This is a genomic window from Methanobacterium sp. BRmetb2 (assembly GCA_003491285.1).
Classification (GTDB): Archaea; Methanobacteriota; Methanobacteria; order Methanobacteriales; family Methanobacteriaceae; genus UBA117.
The window spans coordinates 420595-437558 of sequence record CP022705.1 but is presented as its reverse complement, the minus strand read 5'-3'; the positions used below and the strand labels follow the sequence as shown (position 1 = coordinate 437558).

The 16964-nt window shown below is 32.8% G+C and carries 14 protein-coding genes; 5 read left to right on the top strand and 9 right to left on the bottom strand.

The features are described from left to right. Positions 1-313 precede the first annotated feature (313 nt). Positions 314-856 carry a hypothetical protein gene (locus tag CIT01_02085; protein ID AXV37076.1) on the top strand — a complete coding sequence of 181 codons (543 nt, stop codon included), beginning with the start codon at positions 314-316 and terminating at the stop codon, positions 854-856. Positions 857-1067: 211 nt separating this feature from the next. On the opposite strand, the gene CIT01_02080 is transcribed toward CIT01_02085, so the two are convergent. From CIT01_02080 to CIT01_02055, 6 genes are all read right to left on the bottom strand, one after another. Beyond that, positions 1068-1514, bottom strand: a complete 447-nt coding sequence (locus CIT01_02080) for a universal stress protein (protein ID AXV37075.1) — start codon at positions 1512-1514, stop codon at positions 1068-1070. Between the two features lie 4 nt (positions 1515-1518). Then, on the bottom strand, positions 1519-2487 hold the full coding sequence (locus CIT01_02075) for a cation transporter (GenBank protein AXV37074.1): 969 nt from the start codon (positions 2485-2487) through the stop codon (positions 1519-1521). Positions 2488-2638: 151 nt separating this feature from the next. Beyond that, complete coding sequence (locus CIT01_02070) at positions 2639-3931, bottom strand: preprotein translocase subunit SecD (GenBank protein AXV37073.1); 1293 nt, start codon at positions 3929-3931, stop codon at positions 2639-2641. Then, the gene (locus CIT01_02065) at positions 3928-4764 is read right to left on the bottom strand and encodes a preprotein translocase subunit SecF (protein ID AXV37072.1); all 837 of its coding nucleotides are present in this window, start codon (positions 4762-4764) and stop codon (positions 3928-3930) included. Before CIT01_02065 ends, CIT01_02070 begins: the two co-directional genes overlap by 4 nt. 22 nt (positions 4765-4786) lie before the next feature. Then, positions 4787-5281 carry a flavodoxin gene (locus tag CIT01_02060; GenBank protein AXV37071.1) on the bottom strand — a complete coding sequence of 165 codons (495 nt, stop codon included), beginning with the start codon at positions 5279-5281 and terminating at the stop codon, positions 4787-4789. A 178-nt stretch (positions 5282-5459) separates the two neighbouring features. Further along, complete coding sequence (locus CIT01_02055; protein AXV37070.1) at positions 5460-6470, bottom strand: N-acetyl-gamma-glutamyl-phosphate reductase; 1011 nt, start codon at positions 6468-6470, stop codon at positions 5460-5462. Between the two features lie 1521 nt (positions 6471-7991). Between CIT01_02055 and CIT01_02050 the strand changes: the two genes are divergently transcribed. After that, positions 7992-9659: a hypothetical protein gene (locus tag CIT01_02050; GenBank protein ID AXV38692.1), complete on the top strand. Its 1668-nt coding sequence runs from the start codon at positions 7992-7994 to the stop codon at positions 9657-9659. 321 nt (positions 9660-9980) lie between these two features. Then, positions 9981-12176: a hypothetical protein gene (locus tag CIT01_02045; GenBank protein ID AXV37069.1), complete on the top strand. Its 2196-nt coding sequence runs from the start codon at positions 9981-9983 to the stop codon at positions 12174-12176. Positions 12177-12259: 83 nt separating this feature from the next. Here CIT01_02045 and CIT01_02040 read toward each other — a convergent pair whose 3' ends face one another. Continuing rightward, positions 12260-12703 (bottom strand): FAD synthase, encoded by a 444-nt coding sequence (locus CIT01_02040; protein ID AXV38691.1) that lies wholly within the window; start codon positions 12701-12703, stop codon positions 12260-12262. 112 nt (positions 12704-12815) lie between these two features. On the opposite strand from CIT01_02040, the gene CIT01_02035 reads away from it, so the two are divergent. Beyond that, positions 12816-14054 (top strand): phosphoenolpyruvate synthase, encoded by a 1239-nt coding sequence (locus CIT01_02035; protein ID AXV37068.1) that lies wholly within the window; start codon positions 12816-12818, stop codon positions 14052-14054. Between the two features lie 24 nt (positions 14055-14078). On the opposite strand, the gene hisA is transcribed toward CIT01_02035, so the two are convergent. Further along, positions 14079-14789: a 1-(5-phosphoribosyl)-5-[(5-phosphoribosylamino)methylideneamino]imidazole-4-carboxamide isomerase gene (hisA, locus tag CIT01_02030; protein ID AXV37067.1), complete on the bottom strand. Its 711-nt coding sequence runs from the start codon at positions 14787-14789 to the stop codon at positions 14079-14081. A 155-nt stretch (positions 14790-14944) separates the two neighbouring features. Continuing rightward, positions 14945-15868 (bottom strand): EamA family transporter, encoded by a 924-nt coding sequence (locus CIT01_02025; GenBank protein AXV38690.1) that lies wholly within the window; start codon positions 15866-15868, stop codon positions 14945-14947. A 181-nt stretch (positions 15869-16049) separates the two neighbouring features. Between CIT01_02025 and CIT01_02020 the strand changes: the two genes are divergently transcribed. Then, positions 16050-16868, top strand: coding sequence for a tRNA pseudouridine(38-40) synthase TruA (locus CIT01_02020; protein AXV37066.1), 819 nt, complete (start codon positions 16050-16052; stop codon positions 16866-16868). Positions 16869-16964: the final 96 nt, after the last annotated feature.

Here is a 16964-nt window from a genome sequence, read left to right as displayed (position 1 = left end):
ATATTAAAAGATTTCTATTATTGTAAGTTTTCTAAGCACAAACACGAATAGATCCAATAGTTTAAAGAACTGGAAATGAGCAATGTTTCATGATTTAAGATAAAAAACATATTTTTGAAATAATTAAGAGTTGATAATATAATTAATCGATATTATTTGTTTTTAATTTTTGTAAAAAACAAAAAAAATCCTTTTTTAACAATTTAATAATTAATTTTTTATAAAAAGTTTCTATTTTCAAAAAGGTTAAAATTAAATAGGATTGTATATATTTATATTAATTATTTTAATTTAAAAATTTATAAAAGGGGGAGTGATAGCTACGCAATTTCCTACTTCATGGATAATAATAATTGTTATAGTTCTTATATCCGTTGCGGGATGTACTGATTTCCAGTTTAAAACTTTTGATGGACAATATTTTTCTTTCAAATATCCTGATGGATGGGAGTCCAAGGCCACTGTTGTTAATGAATCAGTAGTAACAGTAGTGCCTAAAAATGAAATAGAAAAATTTAATCAATCTATTATAACCTTAAAATTTTTAGGAAACTTTAATTTAACTGACACAAAAATTATTCAATTATTCAATCCTTATTCTAAAACTGCTAATAACAAGTCTGATCCAAATTTTAAAATGATTGAAAATAGAACCATAACTGTTGATGGGGTTAATGCAAAAGACTTTCTATTACAAGACTCTTCTGATGATGAAAAGAGTTTAGAGGAACATGAACTTATCTATTTAGAAAAAAATGGAAAAGTATATGAAATTCATCTAAATTCAACGCCAGACGACTTTTTCAGGGTCCAAGGCATATTTTTAGACATTGTAAGTTCCTTTAAAACTGCTTAATCCCGGTATAAATCTAATTTGTAAATTTTAATCGTTTTCAATTCTTTTTTAGATTAATACATCCAAAATAAGAGAGATAACATGTTTTTTTAACTAATTTAGGGGCGATAAACCATCAACAAATAGAAAAATAAAAATAATAAGTTATTAGAAATATTTGATTGTTTACGAAATTAATTAACTCAAGGCATCATTAGTACTTGAATTAATTTTATTTTTCTTCCTGCACAGTTCGAATTAGTAATATTGTACATGGTGCAGAATGAACCACCTTTTCAGAAACACTACCCAGAAGATGTTTATCCATGATACTTTTTCCAGTACCCATTACTATAACATCTACTTTTTCTTCTTCGGCTATTCTGACAATTTCGTCTGCAGGGTCTCCTTCCACCATCATTTCTATGAAGTTTACCATATAATTGGCGGGTTTTTCAAATTCGACTTTCATACTATCTAAAATTTCCCGACCCTTCTTTTTGAGCTCTGTTTTCATCATTTCCTTTATTTTTTTAGGAGTTAAGAATGGTACTGATGTATCTACCACATAAAGACCTATAACATCCATTTTCCTTTCAGATATTAGATCTAAAGTATGCTCAAGAATATCATCTAGGTATTCACCAGTGCTTGTTACTAATACTTTCTTATAGACCATGTTATCACGACATTATGTATAATCTTGTTCCCATATAAATTATGTATGATGAGAAAAGGATCACTCCTTCAACTCTGGTTAGTTTCATTCGTCTTTTAAGTAAAACAATTAGTAGGAATGTAATTACAATCATAGCTGGTCCATCAAATCTAATAGCAATCTCTTCTACGGGGATAGCAACAAAAAGGGAGGGCACACCCAATCCAATTAAAATATTGAATATATTACTTCCTAAAACCGTTCCAACTGCAAGCCTACTTAATCCTTTACGAGCAGATGTTAAAACAGTAAAAAATTCTGGTGCCGTAGTTCCAAACGCCAGAAGAATACCTGCAAGCATTTCAGGAATACTTGCAATCTCTGCTAATGAAACAGTTGAAAATACGATCACTCTGCACCCTACAGCCAGACCGATCAGACCAACAATTACCCATAACACATTTTTTTTGTTTAATTTTTTTTTCCCTTTCTTTTTTTCTATTTGCGGCGTTTTATTATTTATTTTGACATTATTCTGCTGAGCACGAATTAATAACCCTAAATAAATGAAATATGCAAATAATAGTATTATTCCAACGATTAAATTTAATTCACCGAATATATACATGAAAAATGTGATTATAACGGCGGTGATCAGGGTCATTGTTCCGTCACGTTTAATCTCTTCTTTTTGGCTTAAAATTGTCCCAGCAAAAATGGTTGAAATCCCTAAAATTCCTCCTATGTTCCATATGTTGGCTCCAATAGCACACCCAATACCTACTTCAGGATTACCAGTGAATATAGCCAGCATCGCAGAACCGAATTCTGGAAGAGAGGTTCCTACAGCTGCTGCTGTAACTCCTAATATTATCTCAGAAATTCCAAAAGCCGTTCCAATTTCGACTAAATTATCTACAAATAAATCTGCTGCTTTTATCACGATTAATAAAGATATTACTAAAATTATCACTAAAATTATCCAAGATATCATTAACCCACCGGCAGTATGTTTCCTACTTCTTAGTTATAAAGTTTGTGTTCATAATTATATTATTCTTATTGTTACCTCTATATTTAGTTGATTACATTCAAAAATAAAATAAAATGGGATTTATAAAATAAAAAAATTTACCCTTGAAATTTCAATCAACAACGAAATATTCAAGGAATTTGGCATAAACCGGACGGGTTATAAAGATTCCAATAAGAATTCCTATAATGGTGGTAAATGCAAAACCAGCAAGGGATCCTATTCCAGTAGAACCTCTTGAAAATCCGACATATGCCACTGGAAGCATAGCAGCTATGAGTGTTGCTGCAGAAGCAAATATGATAAAGAATGCGTTTTTAATCCTATTTTTCATACTTATAGAAACTCTACTTTTAGACTTAGATTTTCTACTCTTTTTACTTTTCTTTTTCTTTTTACTTCTTTTGCTTTCTTTTTTCTGCACAAGCTCTTCTTGTTTACTACTTTTTAAAACTTCGTCAGTTAATATAATCTGATCGTCAACACCAGTCCCTATGGCAGCAATAATACCTGCTATTGCTGCTAAATCAATATTCCATTTTATAATGGAAGCAACTCCGAGAATTAAAAGAAGTTCCGCCAGGCTGGTGAATATTATTGGAATCACCAGTTTAGGGGTTCTATATCTAAAGAATATTATTAATGAAACCACGATCAATGCCAGAAACCCTGCAATCAATGCTCCATTTTTAAACTCTGTACCAAGTTCTGGCGATACAGTACTTATTCCCACAATTTGAACCTTAACCGGTAGTGCACCCGACTGTAAAACTGTTTGAATAGATTTGGCTTGTTTTTCAGCTTCTTCTTTTGTATTCTCTGTTCCACTTATCTGTACATCGGTGGAAGGCCTACCTGTAGCTAGTTCTGGGGCTAATTCTGGTGATGATATAAGTTTATCATCTAGATACATATCAACCGGCGCGCCAGCTTTACCTTCAGCAATGCTAGCGAACTTATTGGCACCTTCAAGTGTTATTTTGAATGGAACTGCCCATTGGGTGCCCTGTATTTCATATGGTTGCACACTGACTATGTCTGAACCTTCAAGAGCAGTCTGATTATCAATTTTTGCCACAAATTTACCAGGAGTTCCAACAATTTGTGCAACTTCATCTGGTTTAACTCCAGCAATTTCAATTATAACATCCTGATTACCACTAGCTCTGACCTTAATATCTTTTACACCAAATATATTTAACCTTCTGTCAAGGACTCCAGTTACTCGGTTCATAGTGTCTTGATCCACGGGTTTTTCCAAATGAACCTGAATTAAGGATCCTCCCTGAAGGTCTAGTCCTTGAGATATTCCATAGTACGATATTGAAGCAATACTAACTACTATAAAAACTATAAGAATGATGGTTCTGTAATCTTTGATAAAGTTTTTAACTCTTTCATTCATCTTTTAGCCTCCAGGTACCATCTAAGTATACCTAAATTCATTAGCCAAGTTGTTAACAAATCTGCAACCAATCCAATAATTAGAACCGCAGCTATTTCACTTAAAACTTGTGCATATGGGATATAAAGTACAGTTACAATGTACAAAACACTTAAAGAACTTATAGCTGATGCAGACATTACTAAACCAGTATTGAATGCATCCTGGGCACGTTCTGTAATTGTCCCCTCTCTTCTTTTTAACACTCTTGTAGTTAATAAAATATCAGTATCCACACTGTAACCTATTAACATGAGAATTGCCCCAACAGAAGCCACTGAAAGTGGTATTCCAAAAATAGACATTCCCCCAACAGCAATTAAAATATCAGATAATGCTGCAATTATAACCGCCACTGAAGGCACAAAGTTTCTAAATATTATAAAGACGGTTATGGACATGAATAGAAATGCGAATGCGATAGCCCAATAAACTTGTGTAAGTGCTTCCTGACTAATCAGCGGCCCAACTGATCTGAAACTTTCAATAGTAGCTATTCCACTTAATGAATCAGTAAGTTTTATAACATCAGCGGCTCCACCAATTTCAATAGTGGCTTGTGTTTGAGTTAACGAGTTGATATCAATATCAGTAGTATTCAAGCCCTGACTGATAATATTGGTTAATTCTGCTCTATCAACTGGTTTTTCCAGATTCAAAACAGCTATAGATCCTCCTTGCAAATCTATACTTTCGGGTAATCCATTTATAGCTATAACTGCTATTGCAAGAAGAGTAATTATCACTGGAATTACTATTAATGGTTTGTAAGATTCCATAATCTTTATTTTCATTAAATCACCTGATTATACAGCATTATATACCATATATCTTTAAGTCCATTTCTTCAATAGTTTTTTTGACATCTTCTTCCAGTTCTGATGTACTCTTTCCACCAGTCTTAATCAAGAATGAGGTAATCATACGGGCGCCTCGAGCCTCAATTTTCTCTCTCATTCGCTCAATTACACTGTTACCGCCCTGACTTCCCATGGTGGCAAATAAAATAACATCTTTACCTCTAAAATCATTAGTGTCAATTAAAGTAATTATTGCAGGAGCTGGTTTTCCAGCCCAGTTAGGGGTTCCGATATACACTAAACCATATGGACTAAGATCAATATGCGATGGTTCAATTTTAGTTTTATCCTCTCTTAAAGCATCTATAGATGCTTTTATATAGTTAATAGGACCGGATCTATCTTTAAAATCTTCAATTTTTAAAGTATCTGCAGAAATATTTTCTGCAAGAGTTTCTACAATTTTTGCGGTTTTTCCACTTCTGGAGTAATATAAAACCATGGTTTTCAATCCAACACCTCATAAAAAAATATATTATCTTTGTAAATTTGATAATACGATTTTCGATGGCAGATCTAGTAATTTAGTGTATAATTGTACTAATGAACACAAATACAATTCATTAAAATACTCATCAATTGCCTTATTTTATCTGTTTATTATTCATTTTGGTGCTATATATAAGTTTTTATGGATGTAAGCCTACAAATTCTAATGATTTTTTTTCATTAAATCCATACATTATGTTCATATTTTGGATTGCCTGTCCAGAAGCACCTTTAACAAGATTATCTATGGCGGATATTATAACAATTCTTCCATTTTCATCAATTTCAAAGCAACCTACATGACAATAATTAGAACCTCTAACTGCACTTAAACGCGGAATTTCACCAGCATCCATAACCCTCAAGAAGGGTTCGTCTTGATAAAAGGATTCATATATATTTTTAATGTCTGCTGATGTTAAATCTTCTTTTAAAAAAGTATGGACTGTGGTTAAAATCCCTCTAATAACTGGTACTAAATGTGGAGTGAATGAAACCTTCACTGGCCAATTTTTATTTATTTCTTGATTAATTTCGGGACCATGTCGGTGGGTGGTTACTGCGTAAGGTATCACATTATCACTAATATTGGGGTAATGTGTAATTTCAGTTGGTTTTATGCCTGCTCCACTTACTCCTGTTTTTGAATCAAAAATCAGGGTATCCACTAGTTTTTCATTTACCAACGGTAATCCTGCTAGAATACTACCAGTAGGGAAACATCCGGGATTGGCAACTAAATTTGCATTTTTAATTTCCTCTCTGTATACTTCGGGGAGTCCATATACTGCTTCCAGTGGATTTTCATGTTTAAAACCATACCATTTCTCGTAGGTTTCAATATCATCAAAACGATAATCACCACTTAAATCAATTACTCGAATGCCCCGTTCCACTAGTTCTGGAACTATTCTCATTGAAGCTCCATGAGGAGTTGCCGTAAAGACAAGATCTGCTTCAATTTCACTGGGTGAAACATCAGTAAAATTAAGTTTTAAATCCTGTAAATGAGGATGTACTTTTTTAATAGGAATTCCAGCATGTTTTCGTGATGTTGCGGTAGTAACATCTACTTCCGAATGGTTTTTTAAAAATCTCAGTAATTCTCCTCCAGTATAACCACTTGCTCCAATAATTCCAACTTCGATCATTATCTCACCCTAGTTTTCCTATTTTTTTTATGAATAACACTTTGAATTTCTTCTCTATGTATTAATACAATAATTTTCAGAATGTATACTTATAAAATTATGTCTATTTTGGAATTTAAATAAACTTAATAATTATTGAATTTAATTTTTTGAATATTATAAAATAATAATCCCGAAAAATCTTATATTTATTACTCATATTACCAATTAAAGGATTGAAAAGATCAAAGGATGAAAAACTATATAATAAGATTTATGATCTTATTGGGAGGTTTTAGATTAAAGAAAGATAGTACTGACCGTTTATTTTTGTTTTTAAAGTTTATATGGGGATAAAATAGATTTTAAAATGGGTTATACTTTTAAAAAAGGTATAATTATTTATATTAATCTAACATGATTTTTCATTTAATATAATCCCTTTAGGAAACAAAATAGATGGCCATAATTATGACCCTTTATTATTATATCTTTAAATTAATCTTTAATTCAAAAAAAGAGTTTTAATTGTTCTTTTTTTCAAGATTTAAGTCGAAATATTTATATGTCATTATGTGATGATCTAAAGTCGGTTAAAAGAATGCAAAGGATTAAGTGTTTTTTTAATCTAAATATGGAGGCGTTAAAATTTCGCGAAAAAAAATAGCAATTGCAGTGTTGCTCATGTTGAGTATATCACTGTTAAATGTGAATTATTTCTGCGCCGCCACAGATGAACAAGGCTTAGAAGGCGAAACAGCTGAAAATTTAACAGTAAATACTACAAATATGGATACAGATAACTTAGAATTAGAAACAACTACGGATTCTGATTCAGAGGAGTCTCTTAATGAAACTAGTGAAAATTCAACCAATACTTCAACACAAAATAACTTAAATGAAACTGAAATAACTGATGACAATACATCAGATCATGAAAATCCTCAAGATAATAATAGTTCAGTTAATATTCTAAATATAGATGATGAATCAATGCTTGCTGCTGGAGGAGATTCATATGATAATGTCACCGGTATTTGGATGTGGTCGTCCCACATTAACAGCTTAAATGTAACTTCTCTTTTAAACTCAGGAATAACTGATATATTCCTTTATGTAAATTCAACTAACTATCAGACAAATATTAATTTATTATTGGAAAAGCTCCAAGATACAGGAATAAGAGTTCATGCATGGATCTCTTGTTTCAAAGATTCTGATGATAATTGGATAGATCCAAAGAATACAACCCACACTAACAATCTTTTAAACTTAATTTCAGATATTGTTAGCACCACTGATGTAAACGGAATCCATTTAGACTACGTTAGATATTCCGGAGTAGGGAATAACGCTGCTTACAAACACGAAAATGGGACAGAAACCATAACCTCATTTGTTGAAAATGTGTACAACACAGTTAACTCAATAAAAACAAAAGTAGCGGTTTCTGCTGCTTTAATGCCTGAAAAGTCTGTTAATGCCTATTATTATGGACAAGATTACAGTCAACTTTCACAATTCCTTGATTTTTTAGTTCCCATGATTTACAAGGGGAACTATAACGAAGACACAGATTGGATTGCTTCAACTACAGAATATATTGTTGGACAAGCCAATGGAAAACCTGTTGTAGCAGGTATACAAACTTATCGCTCAGACAGTGATATTACAAAGCTCTCTGCAGATGAATTAAACCAGGACGTAAATGCAGCATCAGACGGTGGATCATCAGGATATGTCTTATTTAGATACGGTTTAATTGACGAAAACTTCTGGAATTCGGTTAATCAGTCTGGTGATGATTCAGTGAGTTTTACGATTGATCAGATTAAGAGTGCTGCGGTTTGGGTGAAGGCTTTTGTTGAGGCTAATGGTAAGTTGCCGGATTCGGTTACTATTGCTTCTAAGCAGGTTAGTATGTCTCAGCTTCTTCAGTTGTTGACTTCTAGTGTGTTGCAAATTAACCAGGGTGTTACTACTCCTATTAAGTTGTTGGATGTTGGTAGTGCTCCTAATCCTAGTGGTGCTATTGTTTCAGGTAATGTAAGTAAGTCTGAGTATTTGAAGGTTGCAAGTAATCTGCTGAGCTTCTTTGAGTCCAATGATAGGGCTCCTAATTATGGTGTTTATTCATTGGGTAATGTTCAGTTTGATTACTTGGTGTACAGTTATTCGAAGATCATGGACTTCTATGCAACCAATAAGAGGCTTCCCAACTATGCAATTATTAAAACTAGTGAAATGAGCGGTGATAATTCAGGCAATGAGCCTGGTGATGATTCAGTGAGTTTTACGATTGATCAGATTAAGAGTGCTGCGGTTTGGGTGAAGGCTTTTGTTGAGGCTAATGGTAAGTTGCCGGATTCGGTTACTATTGCTTCTAAGCAGGTTAGTATGTCTCAGCTTCTTCAGTTGTTGACTTCTAGTGTGTTGCAAATTAACCAGGGTGTTACTACTCCTATTAAGTTGTTGGATGTTGGTAGTGCTCCTAATCCTAGTGGTGCTATTGTTTCAGGTAATGTAAGTAAGTCTGAGTATTTGAAGGTTGCAAGTAATCTGCTGGCCTTTATTGATTCTAAGGGTAGGGCTCCTAATTGGGGTGTTTATTCATTGGGTAATGTTCAGTTTGATTACTTGGTGTACAGTTATTCGAAGATCATGGACTTCTATGCAACCAATAAGAGGCTTCCAAGCTATGCAATTATTAAAACTGCAGAGATGGGATATGACTCTTCTATACCAGAGGAATTATTAATTTACCTGCAAGAGACAAAAAATGCGCAATCCACCAATGCTACTATAATAGCATTAGCTAAATCCATAACCAATGGTCTGACTACCAATTATGAGAAAGCAGATGCCATCTTTAAATGGGTCCGAGATAACCTAAGTTACAGCTTCTATTACAACACTAAATATGGAGCAACTGGAATCTTACAAACCCTTGATGGTAACTGTATTGATCATTCCCACTTGATTGTGGCTCTCTCAAGATCAGTTGGAATTCCAGCAAGATATGGTCATGCACAATGTAAGTTTTCATCCATGACCGTAGGTCATGTTTGGGCTGAGCTATATGTGAATGGTAAATGGTACATCGCCGATGCAACAAGTTCTAGAAATACTCTTGGCGTGATGCAGAATTGTCAGATACTTTATTTAAAAGGGGCTAATGGAACAGGTATTTGGAGAGAATTACCTTTCTAAATCCCCTTATTTTTGTTTTTTAAATTCTCATTTTCTTCAATAAATACTAAAAACAGTAGTTTATTACGATAATTATCTGATTTTTATCAGTTTTCATTATAGATTACGTTATACACTTATTTCATATATTTTTAAACTATTTCTATATTAAATCACTGTTAAAATGATAATAAAGTTATGATTAAATCTTAAATAAGCAAGCAATTCTTAATTAATTTTAAATCAAAATATTTATATGTTATCATAGCTGAAATTATAATTTACCAAAGAATTCCTAAAATGGAGTTATTTGGTATTGGGGAAAAACATGGAGGCAGTATAATGAAGCGACATTTGTTGCTTGCAGTGCTGCTAATATTTGGCGTGGCATTGCTCAGTACAAATAGCATATACGCCACATTAGAAGACCAGCAATTAATTAACGACACGAACTCTAGCTCAACCCAATCAATCATTGAAGATAACTTGACTACATCTAGCAATAACATTACCAACAATTCTTCAGAAAATATTCCGGAATATGCTGCTGCAGGAGATGGAATATATTCCAATGTAACAGGATTCTGGATGAGACCTGAAGATGTGAATAACATCAATGTAACTACACTGAAAGCTTCTGGAATAACTGACATATTCCTTTTAACTAAGGGATACACATCCACCTACACCACTCAACTACAAGCACTGATTAATAAATTGAATGGAAGCGGAATAAGAGTTCATGCATGGATTACCTGTTTTTTAGACAGCAATGGGAAATGGGTTGATCCACAAGGAAACTACAGCTACCAAGTAAAAATCCCATACACCGAAAAGGTGAAGGTGCCATACACAGTAACAGTTAAAGTTGCCTATAAAGTTTCATATAAAAGTTGGTACAAGGCATGGTACAAAGTATGGTACGAATCTTATGGACGATGGAAATATAAGTGGAAATATAACTGGAAATACACTATAAAATACAAAACCGCATACAAATATGTCAATAAAACTCAGTATAAATGGGTAACCAAGACATCGTATCGCTACGAGACCCGATATGGGAACAGTACCGCATTTAACGATGCACTCATAAAAACAATTACAGATATAACCAAAAATTACAATATCGATGGTATTCACTTAGATTATGTGAGATATCCTGGAACCGCTTATGAATACACAAATGGTACACAAACCATAACTTCATTTGTCCAAAGAGCTTACAACGCGGTGAAATCTGTGAAATCAAAAGTTGCAGTTTCAGCGGCTTTAATGCCTGAAAAATCAGTGAATGCCTATTACTACGGGCAGGACTATTCTCAATTATCCAATTATTTGGATTTTTTAGTCCCTATGGTTTATAAAGGCAATTATAAAGCAGATAGTGCATGGATTGGGTCAGTTGTAAAATATGTTGTTGATAATGCTGGTGGTAAGCCGGTTGTTGCTGGTTTGCAGAGTTATAGGTCGGATAGCGATTTAACTCCTTTACCTGCTACAGAATTAAAGCAGGATTCAGATGTTGCAATTGGTAATGGGGCAAGTGGTTACGCACTGTTTTCTTACGGACTGATTGATAGTAATTTTTTCAGCGGTAATTCGTCGGGCTCTGGTTCGACAGGTGGAAATTCAACGACAATAGCAGAGATTAAAGCTGCGGCTTCTAGAGTTAAAGCATTTGTTGAGTCAAATAAACGGCTTCCTAGCTATGTAACTGTTTCAGGAAAACAAATCAGCATGTCAGAGTTCTTATACTTACTGGTGTCTAGTGTGCTGCAAGTAAATCAGGGTACTTCTGCTCCTATAACATTCAAGACTTTAGGCGAAGCACCTAGTCCTAGCGGTGATATCGTCAACGCTAACATCAATAAATCAGAATACTTAGATGTAGCTAAAAAATTAAAAACCTTCATGGAATCATACAACAGAGCACCAAATTATTCAGTGTTTTCTGTTGGGAAGGTCAACTTTAACTATATGGTTTATAGTTTTTCCAAAATAATGGATTTCTATAATACCAATGGAAGGCTACCGAATTACGCTATTCTTGACACAAAAACTCTAAGTTCCTCGAATGGAAGTTCTAGCGATATGCAAGAATATCTTGTCCCCACAGATAATTGTCAGTCAGATGATCCTCAAATAAGATCACTTGCACTGTCTATAACTCAAGGCGCCACAACGTCGTATGAAAAAGCCGATAGAATATTCAAATGGGTCAGAGATAATTTGAGTTACACATTCTATTACAATACAAAATACGGTGCGACGGGCATTTTAAAAACTCGTGATGGAAACTGTATAGATCACAGCCATTTATTAATTGCATTGGCCAGATCAGTGGGTATTCCTGCCAGGTATGCTCATGCACAGTGTGAATTCACCAGTATGACAGTGGGACATGTGTGGGCTGAATTGTATGTAGGTGGTAATTGGTATACTGCAGATGCAACCAGTTCGAGAAATAGCTTAGGCGTTATGCAAAACTGTAAAATTTTGTATTGGAAAGGCCGATATGCAGAATTGCCTTTCTAATCTTTTCTTTTTTAATAAATTAAAATTAGTAATTAAAATTAGTATTTAACAAATTTTTAAATAAATGTTAATTATTTTTATAATTAACAATCTTTAAAGATGTTTTCATCAAATTCCATACTTTTAATCTTTTTGATTATTTTACAGGTACTATTAAGTGGAGATTCTTTACAATCTGTTATTCTTTTAACTTCTGCTTTTAAGTCTCTATTTTTCAGTTGTTCTTCCAAAAATTCTATCTCAAATTTTTGGTCAGGACCAAGAGTAATTATGTCTGGTTTTATTTCTTTTACAATCTCAAACATATCAGTTTTACTACCTAAATATGCTTTGTCAACTGGTTTTAACATCTCTACCACTTCTAATCTTTGTTTCTCATTTACAATTGGTATCCTTTTTTTAGCCCTTACTGTAATATCTCTAGCTAAAACCACCACAAGTTTAGAATCTTCCCCACCCAACTTTTTAGATTCTTTAAGGTAATAAATATGTCCGGGATGTATAATATCAAAAGTTCCTGTAGCCATCACAGTTTTCATTATTTCACCATAGTTAAATTCTATTGTAAGCATTGATTAAATTAAATTGGTTTTAATTTACTAAATATATTTCTGTTATAAACAAGATAAAATAAGTTGTATGATACTTGTTAAAGGAATTGGAACCAGTTCCTATGTTAGTGTTGGAAAAGTAAAAAAAATTAAAAGAATCGATGACCTATTGGATATTGAAGGTGGGGAGATAGTTGTACTTTCCAGGGCATCCCGGGACATGTTATCCTTACTGCGAAAAGCTGCAGGGGTGGTAACTGATTATGGTGGAGTAACTAGTCATGCTGCTATTGTCTTAAGAGAATTGAAAATACCTTGTATTGTGGGAACAGGTAATGCTACTCAGGTCATTCCCGAAGATGCAATTATAACTGTTGATGGCAAAACAGGTAATATTTATCAGGGATTCATAGAAATTGAGGAAGAAAAAGATTTTTTTGAAGTATTTAATCCATCGACCAATATGAAGGTTAACTTGAACATACCTGAAATTGCTGGTGAAGTAGCTCCCCTCTCTGATGGTGTAGGATCCATTCGAATAGAAAATATAATAATACGTACAGGAAAACATCCACAAAGATTATTAGAGGAAAATAAATTAACAGAAACTATTGTAAATGGTATAAAAGGTATTGTCAACGTTTTTTATCCAAAACCTGTGTGGTTTAGAACTTTTGATATTTTAAGTGATGAATTAACACATTTGATAGGTGGGTCAATCGAAAATCGTGAAAAAAATCCTCTTTTAGGTTTTAGGGGCATAAATAATGATTTAAAAAATACAGAAATATTGAAAGCAGAATTTGAAGCTGTTAAAGAAATTTATGAAGAAGGATATACTAATATTGCCGTTAAAATTCCATTTGTGAGAGATATTTCTGAATATATTTTAGCTAAAGAATTGTTAAAAAGTTCAGGATTAAAACCCCATAAAGATATAAAGTTTGGCGTGTCTATTGAAACTCCTTCTTCTGCATTAATACTGGACGATTTTATCAGGGAAGGAATAGATTTTGTTTCCATTGGTATGAGTGACTTAACTATGTCCCTGCTGGCAGTTGATAGAAGAAGTGTAAAAGTTGCCAAACATTTTAATTTGATGCATCCTGCTGTTTTAAATACAGTTGAATTAGTAATAAAGAAATGTCAGGAAAATGAGATTGAAAGCTGCTTATGTGGTTATGCTGCAACTGACGAGTCAATAGTTAAAAAACTGATAGAATATGGTATAACTTCTATTTCAACCAATCCCGATCAAATTTTAAGAATGAGAAAAGTAGTTGAAAACATTGAAAATGAAATAATTAAGAAGGGTTTTTTAACTTGAAATTCCCCTATTAATTCTAGTTTCTCAGAGGTTCAAAGCTTCTTTAAAATCAATTTTACCTTTATATAATGCAGAACCAATCACTACGCCGTAAATACCACTATTTTTAAGTAATCTCAAATCATTCAGTGAGGTAATTCCTCCAGAATAGATCACTGGTATTTTCACAGCCTCCATGAGATCTAATGCAGGTTCTATTTTGAAACCTTGCATAAGACCTTCTACGTCTACATTTGTATAAAGAATGCATCCTGCACCTTTTTCTTCAAATATTTTGGCAAATTCTGGGGCAGTTTTATCTGTTTTCTGGGTCCAACCTTTAATAACTACTTTGGATTCCTTACTGTCCAAAGCCACAATTATCCTATCTTTTCCAAATTCTTCTGCAAGTTCAGTGACATTTTCTGGATTTTCAATGGCCATGGTGCCTAATATTACTTTGTCTATTCCTTTTTCTAAAAGATCTGTAGCATCTTTCCGGGTTCTAATTCCTCCACCCAGTTGTATGGGAATTGAAATTTCATCAACTATTTTTTCAATTATTTCCTGATTTTTTTTACCCTCACCAAATGCACCATCAAGATTTATCAGGTGCAAAAGACGAGCTCCCTGACTTTCCCATTGTCTGGCCACTTTTACAGGGTCATCTATAACAATCTGTTCAGTTCCAGGCTTTCCCTGTACTAACTGGACACATTTACCATTTTTTAGATCTACCGCAGGTATTATTAACATTGACTTATTCGATTGAGACATTTCGACCACTTTATATTACTGTTAAATTAGATTTATCCCATTTATTTATATAATTCAACTTTTTACATAAAATATATTTTTAATAAAATTTGCTGTAAATTATGTTATTTTTTTATGGAATCAAAAATTAAAATTCAAACATTTTCCTGATATTTACCATTCTTGTAGAGAATAAATATTCCTAAGAACATTAAAAATCCGAATAACAATTGTAGAAATGAAAATGGTTCACCAAGAATTAAAAATGCGAATATTGCTCCGAATAATGCAGATAATGGAAAGATGGATCCTACTCGTGCCGAACCAATCTCCCTTGTTGCAAAGTAAATCAGAACAAATGATAAAGCTACACTTACAATTCCAATAGTTAACAAGTAGGGTAAGTTATATAATGGAATTTCGAAACTTAGATTCAATATTAAAGATATTAAGAATAGAATTATCCCTCCAATAGAACATTTGATGGCGGATATTAATAAAAGATCTCTTTTTACACTTAAAAGTTTTCCTAGACTGGTATCTATACTCCAAAAGAAAGCAGCAGTAAGTATTAATATGTTTCCAAAGTCAGAGCTAATTGAAATATTTTCAATGTGACCATTGGTTGTTAAGAAAATTGTTCCTAAAATCAGAAAGCTGAAACCTATATAATCTTTTTTTACAAAACGTTCTTTTAAAAAAAAGAATCCAATGAGAATTATAAATAGAGTTTCTGAATTCATCAATAAAGATGTATTAACTGCTGTGGTGGCATTTAGACCATTTAAGAATATGATAGGTGCTAGAACTGTACCTAAAATTGCAGTCAAAAATAGGATTCCATAATCTTTAGCTTTAATAGAATCATCGGGTTTTGTTTTTTGGTTTAATATATTGAGGATTTTATCTTTAAGAGGTGAAAAACGGATCCCTATAAGGAACAATCCTGCAATTATGTAAGTTAGCGCGGCTAAAGAAATAGGATGAATATCTGATAACAAAATTTTGTTAAATGTGCTGGAAATTCCAAAAAAAATCATAGCAGCGACTATACTTAAATATCCCCATTTTTTGTCCACAAATCCAATTTTTTGATCGTTATCCATCTTTTTTTCATGAAAATTGTTTTTAAATGGTGAAAAAGGGGATCTCATAGGAATCATTTGTTAATCTTAAATATTTAATTATTTATAATCTAATTATCTATTTAATAAATAAAATTAATTGAATTCCAATAGAATAATGGTTTTTGGTGTTAGAATGGACATATTAGCTTTAAAGATTGCCTACCTTGGCACGCCTTTCCATGGCTTTCAGAGACAACCGGGACTTAGAACTGTGGAGGGAGAGCTGATCCAAGCACTTAAAAAATCAGGAATGATTGAGGATACTAGAACTTCAGAATTTTCCATTGCCGGAAGGACTGATAGTGGAGTTCATGCCTTGGGAAATGTTGTCTCCTTTAAAACATCTAATAAATTAAGAATAAATCATGTTAACAGTTTTTTATCCGACGATATAAGAATTTTGGCCAGTTCTAAAGTTTCAAATGAATTTAATCCTAGGTTTGCTAGACAAAGGCATTATCGTTACTTGTTACTGCCGGATGAAGAGCTTGATTTAGAGTTAATGAAAAAAGCATCTGTTAGATTTGAAGGAACCCATAATTTCCAAAAGTTTTCAAAAAAAAGTGAAAGAAATCCCATTCGAAAAATTAACCAATTAAGAATATCCAGAAAAAATGATTATTTAATAATAGATGTTTATGGTGAAAGTTTTCTCTGGAACATGGTGCGGAAAATTGTAACTGTGTTATTGATGATTGGCAAAAGTCAACTCAATTTACTGGAATTGGATAAATTATTCGATCCTTCCTTTAAGTCATCTAAAATCAATATTCAACCAATGCCTGCTCCTGGTTTAATTCTTATGGGTGTTGAATATGATAACCTAAATTTTGAATACAATGAGTATGCTAAGGAAAAATTTTTTAATTATTTAAGTAGGGAGTATCTCTCAAATTACACCCTTGTTTTGGCTGAAAAAAATATGATGAATGTTTTAAAATATTCTGATTAAACATTGTTAAGATTGGATTATTTGGTTTTAAACCATAGTATGGATATCAAATCATTTTTGGATGAGTCTAATTAATTAGGTGAATAATTTTCATAA